The 14,708-nt window shown below is 68.9% G+C and carries 12 protein-coding genes; 7 read left to right on the forward strand and 5 right to left on the reverse strand.

Going from position 1 to position 14,708, the window contains the following annotated elements:
• Positions 1–60 precede the first annotated feature (60 nt).
• The 4 genes from gcvH to LGM56_RS30020 all read left to right on the forward strand — a co-directional run bounded on the left by gcvH (position 61) and on the right by LGM56_RS30020 (position 6,217).
• Positions 61–441 carry a glycine cleavage system protein GcvH gene (gcvH, locus tag LGM56_RS30005; RefSeq protein WP_089430428.1) on the forward strand — a complete coding sequence of 127 codons (381 nt, stop codon included), beginning with the start codon at positions 61–63 and terminating at the stop codon, positions 439–441.
• 142 nt (positions 442–583) lie between these two features.
• On the forward strand, positions 584–3,511 hold the full coding sequence (gene gcvP / locus LGM56_RS30010) for an aminomethyl-transferring glycine dehydrogenase (RefSeq protein ID WP_226207571.1): 2,928 nt from the start codon (positions 584–586) through the stop codon (positions 3,509–3,511).
• Positions 3,512–3,661: 150 nt separating this feature from the next.
• Positions 3,662–4,798 (forward strand): alginate lyase family protein, encoded by a 1,137-nt coding sequence (locus tag LGM56_RS30015; RefSeq protein ID WP_071335544.1) that lies wholly within the window; start codon positions 3,662–3,664, stop codon positions 4,796–4,798.
• A 30-nt stretch (positions 4,799–4,828) separates the two neighbouring features.
• Positions 4,829–6,217 carry an L-serine ammonia-lyase gene (locus LGM56_RS30020; RefSeq protein ID WP_089424185.1) on the forward strand — a complete coding sequence of 463 codons (1,389 nt, stop codon included), beginning with the start codon at positions 4,829–4,831 and terminating at the stop codon, positions 6,215–6,217.
• A gap of 70 nt (positions 6,218–6,287) precedes the next feature.
• Here the strand turns inward: LGM56_RS30020 and LGM56_RS30025 are convergent, their stop codons facing one another.
• Positions 6,288–6,689: a type II toxin-antitoxin system VapC family toxin gene (locus LGM56_RS30025; protein ID WP_226207572.1), complete on the reverse strand. Its 402-nt coding sequence runs from the start codon at positions 6,687–6,689 to the stop codon at positions 6,288–6,290.
• Complete coding sequence (vapB, locus tag LGM56_RS30030) at positions 6,689–6,925, reverse strand: type II toxin-antitoxin system VapB family antitoxin (protein WP_089493847.1); 237 nt, start codon at positions 6,923–6,925, stop codon at positions 6,689–6,691. The genes LGM56_RS30025 and vapB overlap by 1 nt, the downstream gene beginning before the upstream one ends.
• Before the next feature lie 346 nt (positions 6,926–7,271).
• Here vapB and LGM56_RS30035 point away from each other — a divergent pair, with 346 nt between their 5' ends.
• Together LGM56_RS30035 and LGM56_RS30040 are read left to right on the forward strand one after the other, a co-directional pair.
• Positions 7,272–8,975 carry a thiamine pyrophosphate-binding protein gene (locus LGM56_RS30035; protein WP_226207573.1) on the forward strand — a complete coding sequence of 568 codons (1,704 nt, stop codon included), beginning with the start codon at positions 7,272–7,274 and terminating at the stop codon, positions 8,973–8,975.
• Positions 8,972–10,069 carry an ADP-heptose--LPS heptosyltransferase gene (locus LGM56_RS30040; protein WP_226207574.1) on the forward strand — a complete coding sequence of 366 codons (1,098 nt, stop codon included), beginning with the start codon at positions 8,972–8,974 and terminating at the stop codon, positions 10,067–10,069. Before LGM56_RS30035 ends, LGM56_RS30040 begins: the two co-directional genes overlap by 4 nt.
• 164 nt (positions 10,070–10,233) lie before the next feature.
• Here the strand turns inward: LGM56_RS30040 and LGM56_RS30045 are convergent, their stop codons facing one another.
• From LGM56_RS30045 to LGM56_RS30055, 3 genes are all read right to left on the reverse strand, one after another.
• Entirely contained in the window at positions 10,234–11,268 is a 1,035-nt protein-coding gene (locus LGM56_RS30045) for a helix-turn-helix domain-containing protein (protein WP_226207575.1), read from the reverse strand.
• A 216-nt stretch (positions 11,269–11,484) separates the two neighbouring features.
• Positions 11,485–12,039, reverse strand: coding sequence for a hypothetical protein (locus LGM56_RS30050; RefSeq protein WP_226207576.1), 555 nt, complete (start codon positions 12,037–12,039; stop codon positions 11,485–11,487).
• Between the two features lie 318 nt (positions 12,040–12,357).
• Positions 12,358–13,884 carry an aldehyde dehydrogenase family protein gene (locus LGM56_RS30055; protein ID WP_089424179.1) on the reverse strand — a complete coding sequence of 509 codons (1,527 nt, stop codon included), beginning with the start codon at positions 13,882–13,884 and terminating at the stop codon, positions 12,358–12,360.
• 322 nt (positions 13,885–14,206) lie between these two features.
• On the opposite strand from LGM56_RS30055, the gene LGM56_RS30060 reads away from it, so the two are divergent.
• The gene (locus LGM56_RS30060; protein ID WP_226207577.1) at positions 14,207–14,635 is read left to right on the forward strand and encodes a pyridoxamine 5'-phosphate oxidase family protein; all 429 of its coding nucleotides are present in this window, start codon (positions 14,207–14,209) and stop codon (positions 14,633–14,635) included.
• Positions 14,636–14,708 lie beyond the last annotated feature (73 nt).

Raw genomic sequence — 14,708 nt, forward strand, 5'->3', positions numbered from 1 at the left:
CCCGGCGCGCCCCGGCGGCGCGCCAGCAAAACGAACACACCCTTTTACCAGGAGCATCCGATGAGCAACGTCCCGGCCGATCTGAAATACACCGACGAACACGAATGGATCCGCACCGAGGCGGACGGCACGCTGACGGTCGGCATCACCGATCACGCGCAGAGCACGCTCGGCGACATCGTCTTCCTCGAACTGCCGCAAGTCGGCAAGTCGGTGACGGCGGGCGACGCCGTCGGCGTCGTCGAATCGGTGAAGGCCGCATCCGACATCTACTCGCCGGTATCCGGCGAGGTCGTCGCGATCAACGAAGATGCCGCCAATTCGCCGGAAGAAGTGAACAGCGACGCGTACGGCGTGTGGCTGTTCAAGATCAAGCTCGCGGCCGGCGCGTCGACCGACAAGCTGATCGACGCTGACGCGTACAGCAAGCTGATCGACTAATTTCCCTGAATCGCGCGGAGCGGGTCAGCCGCCCTGCCCCGCGCGGAACCCGGGCCGGCGTCAACGCGCCGCCCGGGTCGACCGCAAAGCATGGGGCCCGGGTGAGCGCTGCATCGCTCGCCCGGGCCGACCAAGGAACGCCATGAAGCTCGAACACCCGGACCGCCTGATGAACCGCACGCCCCTCTCGCTCGCCGCGCTCGAAACGCACGACGCGTTCGCCGAACGCCACATCGGCCCCGACGCCGCCAGCCAGCAGGCCATGCTCGACACGCTCGGCTTCCCGACGCGCGCCGCCCTGATCGACGCCGTGATCCCGGCCTCGATCCGCCGCGCCGAAACGCTGCCGCTCGGCCCGTTCGCGCAGCCGAAGAGCGAAGCCGAAGCCCTCGCCGCGCTGCGGGTTCTCGCGGACAAGAACCAGGTGTTCCGCTCGTATATCGGTCAGGGTTACCACGACACGCACACGCCGGCCGTGATCCTGCGCAACGTGCTCGAAAACCCGGCGTGGTACACGGCCTACACGCCGTACCAGCCCGAAATTTCCCAGGGTCGCCTCGAGGCGCTCCTGAACTTCCAGCAGATGGTCGCCGACCTCACCGGCCTCGCGATCTCGAACGCGTCGCTGCTCGACGAAGCCACCGCCGCCGCCGAAGCGATGACGCTGCTGCAGCGCACCGGCAAGCCGACGTCGAACGTGTTCTACGTCGCCGACGACGTGCTGCCGCAAACGCTCGAAGTGATCCGCACGCGCGCGCTGCCGGTCGGCATCGAGGTCAAGACCGGCCCGGCCGCCGACGCCGCGCAAGCGAATGCATTCGGCGTGCTGCTGCAGTACCCGGGCGTGAACGGCGACGTGCGCGACTACCGCGCGCTCACCGAAGCGATCCACGCGGCCGGCGGCCACGTGGTCGTCGCGGCCGACCTGCTCGCGCTGACCGTGCTCACGCCGCCGGGCGACTGGGGCGCGGACGTCGCGATCGGCAACACGCAGCGCTTCGGCGTGCCGATGGGCTTCGGCGGCCCGCACGCCGCGTATCTCGCGGTGCGTGACGAATTCAAGCGCCAGATGCCGGGCCGCCTCGTCGGCGTGACGGTCGACGCGCAGGGCAAGCCCGCGCTGCGCCTCGCGCTGCAGACCCGCGAACAGCACATCCGCCGCGAGAAGGCGACGTCGAACGTGTGTACCGCGCAGGCGCTGCTCGCGATCATGGCCAGCATGTACGCGGTCTACCACGGCCCGCACGGCCTGAAGACGATCGCGCTGCGCGTGAACCGCATCGCGGCGCTGCTCGCCGCCGGCGTGAAGCAGCTCGGCTTCGCGACCGTCAACGACACGTTCTTCGACACGCTGACGATCGACACCGGCGCGCGCACCGCGCAGGTCCACGCATTCGCGAAGGCGAAGCGCATCAACCTGCGCCGCGTGAGCGACACGCAAGTCGGCGTATCGGTCGACGAAACGACGACGCGCGACGACCTCGCCGATCTCCTCGCCGTGTTCGCGCAGGCCGCAGGCGGCACCGCGCCTGCCGTCGACGCGCTGGACGCGGGCCTCGCCGGCGTCCCGGCGCTGCCGGCCGGCCTCGAGCGCACGAGCGCGTACCTGACGCACCACGTGTTCAACCGCCACCATTCCGAAACCGAAATGCTGCGCTACCTGCGCAGCCTGTCGGACAAGGATCTCGCGCTCGACCGCTCGATGATCCCGCTCGGCTCGTGCACGATGAAGCTGAACGCGACGTCGGAAATGCTGCCCGTCACGTGGCCCGAATTCGGCGGCATCCACCCGTTCGCGCCGGCCGACCAGACCGTCGGCTACCGCGAGATGATCGACCAGCTCGAGCAGATGCTCGTCGCGGCCACCGGCTACGCGGCCGTGTCGCTGCAGCCGAACGCGGGCTCGCAGGGCGAGTACGCGGGCCTGCTGATCATCCACGCCTACCACGCATCGCGCGGCGAAGCCCATCGCGACGTGTGCCTGATCCCGGCGTCGGCGCACGGCACGAACCCGGCGTCCGCGCACATGGCCGGCATGAAGGTCGTGGTCGTTGCATGCGACGCGCAGGGCAACGTCGACATCGCCGATCTGAAGGCGAAGGCCGACGCGCACGCGAAGGACCTCGCGGCAATCATGATCACGTATCCGTCGACGCACGGTGTGTTCGAGCAGAACGTCCGCGAGATCTGCGAGATCGTCCATGCGCACGGCGGCCAGGTGTACGTCGACGGCGCGAACATGAACGCGATGGTCGGCCTGACCGCGCCGGGCCAGTTCGGCGGCGACGTGTCGCACCTGAACCTGCACAAGACCTTCTGCATCCCGCACGGCGGTGGCGGCCCCGGCGTCGGCCCGGTCGCGGTCGGCGCGCACCTCGCGAAGTTCCTGCCGAACCAGCGTTCGACCGGCTACACGCGTGAGGAAGACGGCATCGGCGCGGTATCGGCCGCGCCGTACGGCTCGGCGTCGATCCTGCCGATCTCGTGGATGTACATCGCGATGATGGGCGCGAAGAACCTGACCGCCGCGACGGAAACCGCGATCCTCAACGCGAACTACATCGCGAAGCGCCTCGCGCCGCACTACCCGGTGCTGTATTCGGGCCCGGGCGGGCTGGTCGCGCACGAGTGCATTCTCGACCTGCGTCCGATCAAGGAATCGAGCGGCATCACCGTCGACGACGTCGCGAAGCGCCTGATGGACTACGGCTTCCACGCGCCGACGATGAGCTTCCCGGTGCCGGGCACGCTGATGGTCGAGCCGACCGAATCGGAATCGCAGGAAGAACTCGACCGCTTCATCGCCGCGATGATCGCGATCCGCGACGAAATCCGTGCAGTCGAGGAAGGCCGCGCCGACCGCGAGGACAACCCGCTGCGTCACGCACCGCACACGGCGGCCGTCGTCACCGCGAACGAATGGCCGCACGCGTACTCGCGCGAGCAGGCTGCGTACCCGGTGGCGTCGCTGGGCACGAACAAGTACTGGCCGCCGGTCGGCCGCGCGGACAACGTCTACGGCGACCGCAACCTGTTCTGCTCGTGCGTGCCGATGTCGGAATACGCATAACGCGCGCCAGCCCAGGAGCCGCCCGATGGTGACCGCACCGCACGCAACCCGGAGTTGCGTGCGGTTTTTTGTTCGCCGCTCGAACCGGTTCACGTTCGTCCGCCAATCCGGCTAACATCACACGCGATCCAGCCAATGAAGGAGTTCCGCATGGTGCGTCCGATGTTTCCGGGCCATGGTGCAATGCAAGGGCGGCCGCGCGCGCGCCGCGTCGTGCCGATGCTCGTCGCGTCGCTGTCGTTTGCCGCCGCCGGCCTCGGCGCGTCCGGCAGCGCGCGCGCGGCGATGAATTTCTGCGCGGCGCCGGCACTGCAGGCGAGCGAGACGACACAGGCCGAGCCGGGCATCCAGGCGCTGATCCGCAGCGTCGACGCGCGCATCGGCGAGCAGCCGAAGGCAATGGCGCGCGTGCACACCGAGGGCACGCTGCCGCACGAAGGCATCTACGACCAGAGTGCCGCCGCGCTGAAGGATCTCGACCTGATGCGCGATGCCGCGCTCGCGTGGCGCGTGACGAACGCGCCGCGCTACCTGCAGCTCGTCGACCGCTTTCTGTCCGCGTGGGTCGCGACCTACCAGCCGAGCTTCAACCCGATCGACGAGACGCGCTTCGAAAGCCTGATCGTCGCGTACGACATGACCGCGAGCGCGCTGCCGGTGAAGACCCGCAACGCGACGGCCGCGTTCATCGCGAAGCTCGGCGCCGGCTACGTCGCGCAGATCGACGCGCAGAAGCGGCCGCTCACGGGCACCTGGCGCAACAACTGGCAGAGCCACCGGATCAAGCTGATCGCGCTGTCCGCGTTCACGCTCGGCGACCGCAAGATGATGAACGCCGCGCAGCGGCTGTTCGTCGAGCATCTCGCCGACAACATCGGCCCGGACGGCAAGACCTGGGACTTCGAGGAACGCGATGCGCTGCATTACGCGGTCTACGACCTGCAGCCGCTGGTGACGGCCGCGCTCGCCGCGCGCCGCTTCAACCGCAACTGGCTGCGCGAACGGGGCGCGAACGGCGCGACGCTCGCGGCCGCGCTCGACTGGCTCGTGCCGTACGCGCTCGGCGAAAAAACCCACGAGGAATTCGTGAATTCGCCGGTGCCGTTCGATGCGAAGCGCCGCGAGGCCGGCCTGCCGGGCTACACGGGGCAGTGGGACCCGAAAAACGCCACCGAACTCTTTCATCTGGCCGCGCGGCTCGACGGGCGCTATGCCCGCGTCGCGCAGCAGCTTTCCCCAACGCCGCCCGCATGGCTCGCCGCGTGCCTGCCATTGCAGGCGCGCTAGCAATATTCTTAAAGCAAGGCAGGAATCACTATGGCAGTCAGCGTCTTTGACCTTTTCAAGATCGGCATCGGTCCGTCCAGTTCGCATACGGTCGGGCCGATGCGCGCGGCGCTGATGTTCGTCCAGGGACTCGAGCGTGACGGGCAACTCGCGGCGACGGCCCACGTGAAGGTCGAGCTGTACGGCTCGCTCGGCGCGACCGGCAAGGGCCACGGCACCGATCGCGGCGTGATGCTCGGCCTGCTCGGCGACGCGCCCGACACCGTCGATCCCGACACGATCGACGCGCGGCTGGAAGACATCCGACAATCGAAGCAGCTCGCACTGCTCGGCACGCATCCGGTGCCGTTCGTGCTGAAGGAGAACATCGCGTTCTACCGTCAGGCGCTGCCCGAGCACCCGAACGGGATGAAACTGCGCGCGTCCGACGCGAGCGGCAACGTGCTGGTCGAGCGCACCTACCTGTCGGTCGGCGGCGGCTTCGTCGTGACGGCCGGCGCGCCCAACACGAAGGTGCTGAGCGCGGCCGAGCAGATGACCCACCCGTTCCGCACCGGCGCCGAGCTGCTCGCGCTGACCGAGTCGACCGGCAAGTCGATCGCGCAGTTGATGTGGGAAAACGAGCGCGCATGGCACACCGAGGAAGAGACGCGCGACGGCCTGCTGAAGATCTGGGCCGTGATGCAGTCGTGCGTGTCGCGCGGCTGCGGGATCGGCAACCCGGAAGCCGACGGTAACCTGCCCGGCCCGTTCCAGGTCAAGCGCCGCGCACCGCAGCTGTACCGCACGCTGACGGGCAGCCCGGAGCGCGCGCTGCAGGATCCGCTGTCGATGATCGACTGGATCAACCTGTACGCGATCGCGGTCAACGAGGAAAACGCAGCCGGCGGCCGCGTCGTCACCGCGCCGACCAACGGCGCAGCCGGCATCATCCCGGCCGTGCTGCACTACTACACGCGCTTCACGCCCGGCGCGAACGAACAGGGCGTGATCGACTTCCTGCTGACGGCCGCCGCGATCGGCATTCTTTACAAGCTGAACGCGTCGATCTCCGGCGCGGAAGTCGGCTGCCAGGGTGAAGTGGGCGTCGCGTGCTCGATGGCGGCCGGCGCGCTCGCGGCCGTGCTCGGCGGCACGCCGCAGCAGGTCGAGAACGCGGCCGAGATCGGGATGGAACACAACCTCGGCCTCACCTGCGACCCGGTCGGCGGGATGGTGCAGATCCCGTGCATCGAGCGCAACGCGATGGCGTCGGTGAAGGCGGTCAACGCGGCGCGCATGGCGCTGCGCGGCGACGGCTCGCACTACGTGTCGCTCGACTCCGTGATCAAGACGATGCGCGAGACGGGCGCCGACATGAAGACGAAGTACAAGGAAACGTCGCGCGGCGGGCTGGCGGTGAATATCGTCGAGTGCTGATGCTGGATCCAAGGGTCATGCGGGACAATCCGACGTCTCGCATGACCCTCGGGCGCCCTGCGTGCCCTGATCAATCGTTGAGCCAGTTCTCCAGCCGCAATCCCGGATAGCTCACAAAATCCCGCTCGTTGTTGGTCACGAGTACGACATCGAGCGACACCGCATGCGCGGCGATCAGCTTGTCGAGGTGATCCTTCTTCCGCTCCCGGGTCGCCTCGCGGACCGGACCATACGCTTGCGCGGCCGCGACGTCGAACGGCGCGACCGGAATATCGTCGATCAGCGCGGCAAGATTGCCGCGCTCCCGCGCCGGGCTCGCGCACGCCGCGACGCCGTACTCGAGCTCGGCGTACGTGATCGCCGATATCACGACGTCCCCCGTGTAGCACTGCGCAAACCGCCTCGCAACCTGCTCCGGCTGATTCTTCATCAGGTAGATGCACATGTTGGTGTCGAGCATGTAGCGCGGCATCACCAACCCTCGCGTTCGGCCTGCTCGTGGTCGCCACGCCCTTCGGCCATGAAATCCGGCCCGAATTTCGCGAATTTCTCGAGGACGCGGGTCAACGGCCGCCGCACCGGCCGAATGCGGATTTCGTCACCGATGCGCTCGATTTCCAGTTCGATATCGCTGCGTTCATAGGCAAGGTCGGCTGGAATTCGCACGGCCTGCGAATTGCCGTTCCGAAATACCCTCGTCGTATGCATGTCGCCCCCAACATCCGGATGTACTGTGGATGTACAGTATATCCGCTTGGCCGACGATGTAAATCCATGTGTGTACATCAGCACTTACCTCGGTATCGATTCGGACGCGAACGCCGGCACGCCGCTCTTTTCTTCGCGGACGCGGCCCCTTCCGTAACGCCCACGACGAGCGGACCGGCTCGACATTCATAGCGCTCGATTCTTCCGCGTTGGGGATGCACGCACAAGCTGGCCGTTCGGCCGAAACCGCATTGCATGCCCCGAATCCCTACGTGTTCCGACACTATTCAGGGGCCCACCAACGGGCGTAAGCTGTACGTCCCGCTACCCAGGGAGACGGCAGCCCATGTCGCATTCCAAGGATCTCGAGCAGCCCGCCACCACCGGCGCGCGACTGCTCGTCGATGCGTTGCTCGCCAATCACGTCGAACGCGTGTTCTGCGTGCCGGGCGAGAGTTTCCTCGCCGTACTCGATGCGCTGGCGGACGACACCGCGCGCATCCAGACGGTCGTCTGCCGCCACGAGGCGGCCGCCGCGAACATGGCCGAGGCCGTCGGCAAGCTCACCGGCCGCCCCGGCATCGCGTTCGTCACACGCGGCCCCGGCGCGACCCACGCGTCGATCGGCGTGCACACCGCGTTCCAGGATTCGACGCCGATGATCCTGTTCGTCGGCCAGTGCGCACGCGAGCACCTCGACCGCGAAGCCTTCCAGGAAATCGACTACCGGCGGATGTTCGGCCAGATGGCGAAATGGGTCGCGCAGATCGACGACCCGCGCCGCATCCCCGAATACCTGAGCCATGCGTTCCACGTCGCGACGTCGGGCCGCCCCGGCCCGGTCGTGCTCGCGCTGCCGGAAGACGTGCTGTCCGAAGCATGCGCGCCGCAGCCGGTCGTGCCGGCCGCGAAACGCGTCGCGGCCGCGCCGTCGGCCGCGCAGCTCGACGAACTGCGCGAGCGGCTCGCGCGCGCCGAGCGGCCGTTCGCGATCGTCGGCGGCAGCGGCTGGACACCCGACGCGTGCGCGAACCTGCGCACCTTCGTCGAGCGCTGGCAGCTGCCGGTGGCCTGTGCGTTCCGCTACCAGGACACGATCGACAACGCGCACCCGAACTACGCGGGCGACGTCGGGCTCGGGATCAACCCCGCGCTCGCGAAGCGCATCCGCGACGCCGACCTGCTGCTCGTGATCGGCCCGCGCCTCGGCGAAGCGACGACCGGCGGCTACACGCTGCTCGACATCCCGAAGACGCGCCAGACGCTGATCCACGTGCACCAGGGTGCGGACGAGCTTGGCCGCGTGTATGCGGCCGACCTGCCGATCGTGTCGGGCATGCCCGAAATCGCCGCGCCGCTCGCCGCACTCGAGCCGCCCGAGCGCCCGACCTGGGCCGGCACGGCCACCGACGCGCATCGCGCGTATCGCGAATGGCATGCGCCGTTGCCGATGCCCGGCGACGTCCAGCTCGGCGACGTGATGGTGCAGCTGCGCGAGCGCCTGCCGCATGACGCGATCCTCACCAACGGCGCCGGCAACTATGCGATCTGGCTGCATCGCCACTTCGCGTACCGGCACTTCCGCTCGCAGCTCGCGCCGACCAGCGGCGCGATGGGCTACGGCGTGCCGGCCGCGCTTGCCGCGAAGTCGCTGTACCCGTCGCGCGCCGTCGTCGCGCTCGCGGGCGACGGCTGCTTCATGATGGCCGGCAACGAGCTCGCGACCGCGATGCAGTACGGGCTGAACATCGTCGTGATCGTCGTCAACAACGGGCATTTCGGCACGATCCGCATGCATCAGGAGCGCAACTACCCGGGGCGCGTGCATGGCACGGGGCTCACGAATCCCGATTTCGCCGCGTATGCACGTGCGTTCGGCGCGCATGGCGAGACCGTCGAGCGCACCGCCGATTTCGCGCCCGCGCTCGAGCGCGCGCTGACTTGCGGGCTGCCCGCGCTGATCGAGATCCGCATCCCGCAGGACGCCAGCACGCCGGCCGCGACACTCGAACAGATCCGCGAACAGGGCCGCCGCGCACGCGGTGGGTGACGGTGGGCACGCACGCCGCGCCGCCCGACGTCGCGCTGTCGCACGACGACGCGCTCACGCTCCCCGGCACGCTGCTCGCGCCGGACGGCACGCTCGTCGCGCCATACGACCTCGAGCAAGGCGGCGCGCGCGCCGTGGGCCACGTGCCGGCCGCGTCCGCGCGAGGCCTGCTGCACGCCGCGCACCGGCCGTTCCGGCTCGACTACGACCGCGCACGGCACGTGCACGTGATCAACGGGATGGGCGTCACGCTCGGCGATTCGGTGATCGGGCTCACCGCCCTCGCCGCGCTGCGTGCGGCGCACCCGGGCCTGCACTTCACGCTGTACCGGCCGGCCCGCGCGCCGCGCTACGTCGAGGCGCTGTATGCGCTCGCGGCCGACCTCGTCGCGCCGTCGCGCGCACTGCCGAACTCCGCCGACACGCTGCCGGCGGATGCACCGTGCATCGACGTCGGCAATCACCTGTACTGGCCCGCGTTCGCGCGGCTGCCGATGATCGATTTCTTCCTCGACGCGCTCGGCGCGGAGCCCGCGTCGGTGCCGGCGGCGGCCAAGCGCAACCGCTGGCTCTGGCGGCTGCCTCTGCCTGCGCTGCCTGAGGAATGGCGGCGCCGGTACGTGCTGTTCTGCCCGACCGCGAGCACTGCATTGCGCAGCGTGCCGCCCGCGCTGCGGGCAACGTTCGTCGAGCAGCTCGCGCAGCGCTACGGATTGCCGGTGGCCGGGTTCGGGCCCGTCGCCCATCCCGCCTATGTCGACGTGAGCGCCGATGCGGCCGACGATACGGCCCGGTTCATCGCATGGGTCAAGGGTGCCAGCCTGCTGTTCGCGCCCGACACCGCCGCGCTGCATCTCGCCGACGGTTTCGACGTGCCGACGCTCGCGTGCTTCACGACGATCGGGCCGGCGCTGCGCGTGCGCGACTACCCGCATTGCGTGCCGGTCGCGCTCGACGTGCCCGCCGAATTGCACGGGATGCATCGCAGCGAGCGGCCGGCCGATCTCGCCGCGGTCGAGGCCGCTTACCGGGCGATCGACTGGGATGCGTTGGCGTGGCCCGCGCTACGCGAAACGACGGCTACGGCCGAATAGGGAGACAGGATGCGGCGGCCGGTTGCGAGGCCGAAAGCGTCGCCGCCTGAGCCTGAGCCTGAGCCTGAGCCTGAGCCTGAGCCTGAGCCTGAGCCTGAGCCGGTGCCTGAGCCGGTGTCGAAGGCCGCGTCTAAATCAGAACCGCTTCGCCTACCGCCCCGCGCTCACCCCACCGCCACCATCACCGCGCGCTCGCGCAGCGTCTCCGACGGCCGCTTGCCGAACAGCCGCCGGTAATCCGTCGCGAACTGGCTGAGGTGCCAGAAGCCCCACGCCTCCGCCACGTCCTGCACCGAGCCAGCCGCGCGGCCGCACAAGTCACGCCGCGCGCCGTTCAGCCGCAGCGTGCGCAGGTAAGTGGCGGGCGCCATGCCGAGCACGTCCTGGAAGCAGTACTGCAGCGTGCGCCGGCTCACGTGCAACTGCTCGCACAGCTCGGGCACGCCGACCGGGCGCGTGCGGTGCGCGAGTACGTAGTCGCGCGCCTGTTCGACGATCCAGCGGCGCATCGACGGCGCACGGCCTGAATCGTCGTCGGCCGGCTGCGCGCACGCGTCGAACAGCGCGGCCAGCACCTCGGCCTGCAGGTCGTCGCGCTGCGCATCGGCCAGCGGGCCGGCCATCGCCATCGCGCCGTCGAGCCGTCGGCCGAGCAGCGCGCACAGGCGCGCGAGCCGCGCATCGCCAACCTGCATCACGCGCTGCGTGAACAGCCGCTCGTCGAGCGCGCGGTGTTCGACCTCTTCCGCGTAGCGGCGCAGCACGTCGCCGCGCACGACGACACCGTAGATCGAGAACTGCGCGGGCGTCACCAGTTCGAATTCGACGTTGCCGGGCCGGAACGCGAGCGCACCCGGCCCGATGCGGCACGCATCGACGCGCGCGGTGCCGTCGCTCACGAGCGGAATGCCGAACCAGTACGCGTCGCCGCGCACCTCGCATGCCTGGCGCAGCAGGTGGCTCGTCGATTCGCGAAACAGCTTCATCGTGTCGAGCGGCAGCTCGGTCAATGTGCCGACGAAGCGGCCGGCCGCGAGCTGGTCGTAGGTCTGCCGCCAGCCGATCAGGTTGCGCGCCTGCTCGTCGGCGTCATGCGCGACGCTGACGACCGCCTGCCCGGCCAGCGCATCGTCGCCCTGCGCGTTGCGCCGCGTGTCTTCGGCCGTCGGTTCTTCGCTGCACGTCACGTATTGGTCCATCGTGTCCTCCCTCACCTGCCCGGAACCGCACCTGCCACGCAAGTCCCGTGCCGAACGGCGCGCGACCCGCGCAAAGTCCGTCATTCGACGCTGCGCGGCACGGACGCGCCATGCGGGCATGCCCGAACGCGTTGTCGCACGCACCCCGCCGGTGCGGCACGCGCCGCGCCGGCGCATCCGGTACGCGGCGCCCGCCCGGCACTGCGCGGCGACCGGCTAGCCACCGTTCGCGGGCCGCAGCCGCACGACGCGCGTGCCGCAATTGCCGTACGCCTGAGTCACCGCCAACTCGACGATCGCGCTGCCGGCCGGCCACGGCGCCGCGTCCGCATCGGCCAGATCCGTCCGCAGCGTCGCGCACCCGTTGATCCGGTAACGGATGCCGCGCACGAAGTCGACGAACAGCAACCCGACGCCGCTGACATTACACCGCGCCGCGTCAATCCGGCCGCCGTCGCTCTCGCCGTACACCGGCAGCACGAAGCGCAGCGTCTTCGTATCGATCACCCGCACGACCGGCAGCAGGTCGCCGTTCGCGTCGCGCCGGCTCTGCACGATGTCGCAGGTCACGCCCGCCTGCCCGCCGCACGCCGTGCCGACGAACATGAAGGGCTGCGTCTCGATGAACTGCCGCACGCCCATGCTCAGCCGCGTCGTCACGACGTCGCTCATCCGCTCGGCCTCGTCGGCGACGCCAAAGCGGTGATGCGCGTCGAGTTCACCTGCGTGGAACACGGGATGGCGTGGATAGGATCGGGGCGGTTCTGACATGGGGTTTTACGTCCGGCGCGCCGGCTCGACTTGCCGCGGAAAACGAACGACCATCGGTATCGTTTCCGGCGAAGGCCGCGGCAATGCGCGACCGATACCGGGTTGCGAATGCGAATGGGCGGAAACGGTCAATCTCCGGATCGCCGGTCGGTCGCGCGGCACGCCTCCGCGCACCGGTCGTCGGCCAGACAGCCACCGTCGACCGGCGCGATACGCGTTCGACGACCCTCCGGTATCCAAAGCTTCGCCGCTCGAGACGGCGCCCCGACCGGCCGACGCATACCGCGCCGCCGGCCGGCCAGGACGCCCGCGCACGGATCAGAAGAACCCGAGCGCCTCGGCCTGGTAGCTCACCAGCAGGCACTTCGTCTGCTGGTAGTTCGACAGCGCCATCTTGTGCGTCTCGCGGCCGATCCCCGACTGCTTGTAACCACCGAACGCCGCATGCGCGGGATACAGGTGGTAGCAGTTGGTCCACACGCGGCCGGCTTCGACCTCGCGGCCCATCCGGTACGCGCGCGTGCCGTTGCGCGTCCACACGCCCGCGCCGAGCCCGTAGAACGTGTCGTTCGCGAGTTCGATCGCGTCCTGCTCGTCCTTGAACGTCATCACCGACGCGACCGGCCCGAAGATCTCTTCCTGGAACACGCGCATCTTGTTGTTGCCGAGCAGCATCGTCGGCTTCACGTAGTAGCCCGTGCCGAGTTCCGCCGCCGGTGCCGTGCGCTCGCCGCCGGTCAGGCATTGCGCGCCTTCGCCGCGACCGATGTCGATGTACGACAGGATCTTGTCGAGCTGCTGCTGCGAGGCCTGCGCGCCGATCATCGTCTGCAGGTCGAGCGGGTGGCCGGCCTTGATGCGCTCGACCCGCGCGACCGCCTTCTCGATGAACTTCTCGTAGATCGATTCCTGGATCAGGATCCGCGACGGGCACGTGCACACTTCGCCCTGGTTCAGCGCGAACATCGCGAGCCCTTCGAGCGCCTTGTCGAGGAACGCGTCGTCCTGGTCGAGCACGTCGGCGAAGAAGATGTTCGGGCTCTTGCCGCCCAGTTCGACCGTCGACGGGATCAGGCTGTCGGCCGCCGCGCGCAGGATGTGCTTGCCGACCGGCGTCGAGCCGGTGAACGCGATCTTCGCGATGCGCTTGCTGGTCGCGAGCGCTTCGCCCGCTTCCTTGCCGAAGCCGTTCACGATGTTGATGGTGCCGGCCGGGAACAGGTCGCCGATCAGCTCCATCAGCACCAGCACCGACGCGGGCGTCTGCTCGGCCGGCTTCATCACCACGCAGCAGCCGGCCGCGAGCGCCGGAGCGAGCTTCCACGCGGCCATCAGCAGCGGGAAGTTCCACGGGATGATCTGGCCGACGACGCCGAGCGGCTCGTGGAAGTGGTACGCGACCGTGTTGTCGTCGATTTCGGAGATGCCGCCTTCCTGCGCGCGGATGCAGCCCGCGAAATAGCGGAAGTGGTCGATCGCGAGCGGCAGGTCGGCCGCCATCGTCTCGCGCAGCGGCTTGCCGTTGTCGATCGTCTCGGCCACGGCCAGCAGCTTCAGGTTCTTTTCCATCCGGTCGGCGGCGGCGAGCAGCAGGTTCGCGCGCTCGGCGACCGACGTCTTGCCCCACTTGCGGCGTGCGGCGTGCGCGGCATCGAGCGCGAGCTCGATGTCGTCGGCGCCCGAGCGCGGGATGCGACAGAACGGCTGGCCGTTGATCGGCGACACGTTCTCGAAGTACTCACCTTTCACCGGCGGAACCCACTTGCCGCCGATGTAGTTGTCGTATTGCTGACGGTACGGGTATTCGACGTCGAGGCCCAGTTGCTTCAGGTCAAACGGGTTCATACATGTCTCCTGTTCATCGTGCTTGTGTGAGTACAGCGCCGGTTGGAATTGCGCTGCTCTCGTTTACGCAACATGCGTGCCAAACAGGACGGAAGCATGGCAACCACGGCCGGCCCGCGTACGCACCGTGCCGTGTTCACCGACGCAGCATGGCGGGTGTGCCGATTCTGAACAGCCTGGTTGCGCAGCGCGCCGGAGCGGTGTTCGAAATCTCCACAGTGCGCGGGCGCATCTGCGCGCGGAAGCAGGCCGTGCCGCGTGGCATGTCGCTTGCGTGCGCCCTTCGCTTTCCCATGAAGCGGCGTGTGCGCCGACCGACACCATGAACGACCGCGGCCCCCTGACCGACGACGCCATCGCGTTCATTCGCGAACAGGCGTTCCTGATCGTCGCAACCGCCGACGCGGCCGGCAACAGCGACTGCTCGTACCGCGGCCGCCAGCCACGCGCGGACGGCTCGTTCGAGCCGCTCGTCGACCTGCCCGACCGCCGCACGCTCGTGCTGCCCGACTTCGCGGGCAACAACCTGTTCAACACGATCGGCAACCTGCTGGTGAATCCGGCCATCGCGCTGCTGTTCGTCGACTTCGTGCGGCAGACGACCTGGCTCGTGCAGGGCCGCGCGACGATCGACGAGGAGGCGGGCAGCCGTGCGCATCTGTGGCCCGATGCGCGGCGCTATGTCGTGGTTGACGTGGAGCATGCGCAGGCACGGGCGGATGCGACGCTGCCGCCGCTGGTGCTGGCTTGAGGGGCAAGGCGGATCGTCAGCGTGCGAATGCGGCGATGATGAAACAGGACGACGATCCGGCCGCCGTGGCCGG

It is taken from the genome of Burkholderia sp. AU38729 (genome assembly GCF_020419725.1).
GTDB lineage: Bacteria > Pseudomonadota > Gammaproteobacteria > Burkholderiales > Burkholderiaceae > Burkholderia.

What these genes read in the sequence shown, in the direction of transcription:
- LGM56_RS30045 (WP_226207575.1), bottom strand. Translation starts at nt 11,268, where the DNA reads ATGGACCAATACGTGACGTGCAGCGAAGAACCGACGGCCGAAGACACG.
- gcvP (WP_226207571.1), top strand. Translation starts at nt 584, where the DNA reads ATGAAGCTCGAACACCCGGACCGCCTGATGAACCGCACGCCCCTCTCG.
- gcvH (WP_089430428.1), top strand. Translation starts at nt 61, where the DNA reads ATGAGCAACGTCCCGGCCGATCTGAAATACACCGACGAACACGAATGG.
- LGM56_RS30050 (WP_226207576.1), bottom strand. Translation starts at nt 12,039, where the DNA reads ATGTCAGAACCGCCCCGATCCTATCCACGCCATCCCGTGTTCCACGCA.
- LGM56_RS30015 (WP_071335544.1), top strand. Translation starts at nt 3,662, where the DNA reads ATGGTGCGTCCGATGTTTCCGGGCCATGGTGCAATGCAAGGGCGGCCG.
- LGM56_RS30035 (WP_226207573.1), top strand. Translation starts at nt 7,272, where the DNA reads ATGTCGCATTCCAAGGATCTCGAGCAGCCCGCCACCACCGGCGCGCGA.
- LGM56_RS30060 (WP_226207577.1), top strand. Translation starts at nt 14,207, where the DNA reads ATGAACGACCGCGGCCCCCTGACCGACGACGCCATCGCGTTCATTCGC.
- vapB (WP_089493847.1), bottom strand. Translation starts at nt 6,925, where the DNA reads ATGCATACGACGAGGGTATTTCGGAACGGCAATTCGCAGGCCGTGCGA.
- LGM56_RS30025 (WP_226207572.1), bottom strand. Translation starts at nt 6,689, where the DNA reads ATGCCGCGCTACATGCTCGACACCAACATGTGCATCTACCTGATGAAG.
- LGM56_RS30020 (WP_089424185.1), top strand. Translation starts at nt 4,829, where the DNA reads ATGGCAGTCAGCGTCTTTGACCTTTTCAAGATCGGCATCGGTCCGTCC.
- LGM56_RS30055 (WP_089424179.1), bottom strand. Translation starts at nt 13,884, where the DNA reads ATGAACCCGTTTGACCTGAAGCAACTGGGCCTCGACGTCGAATACCCG.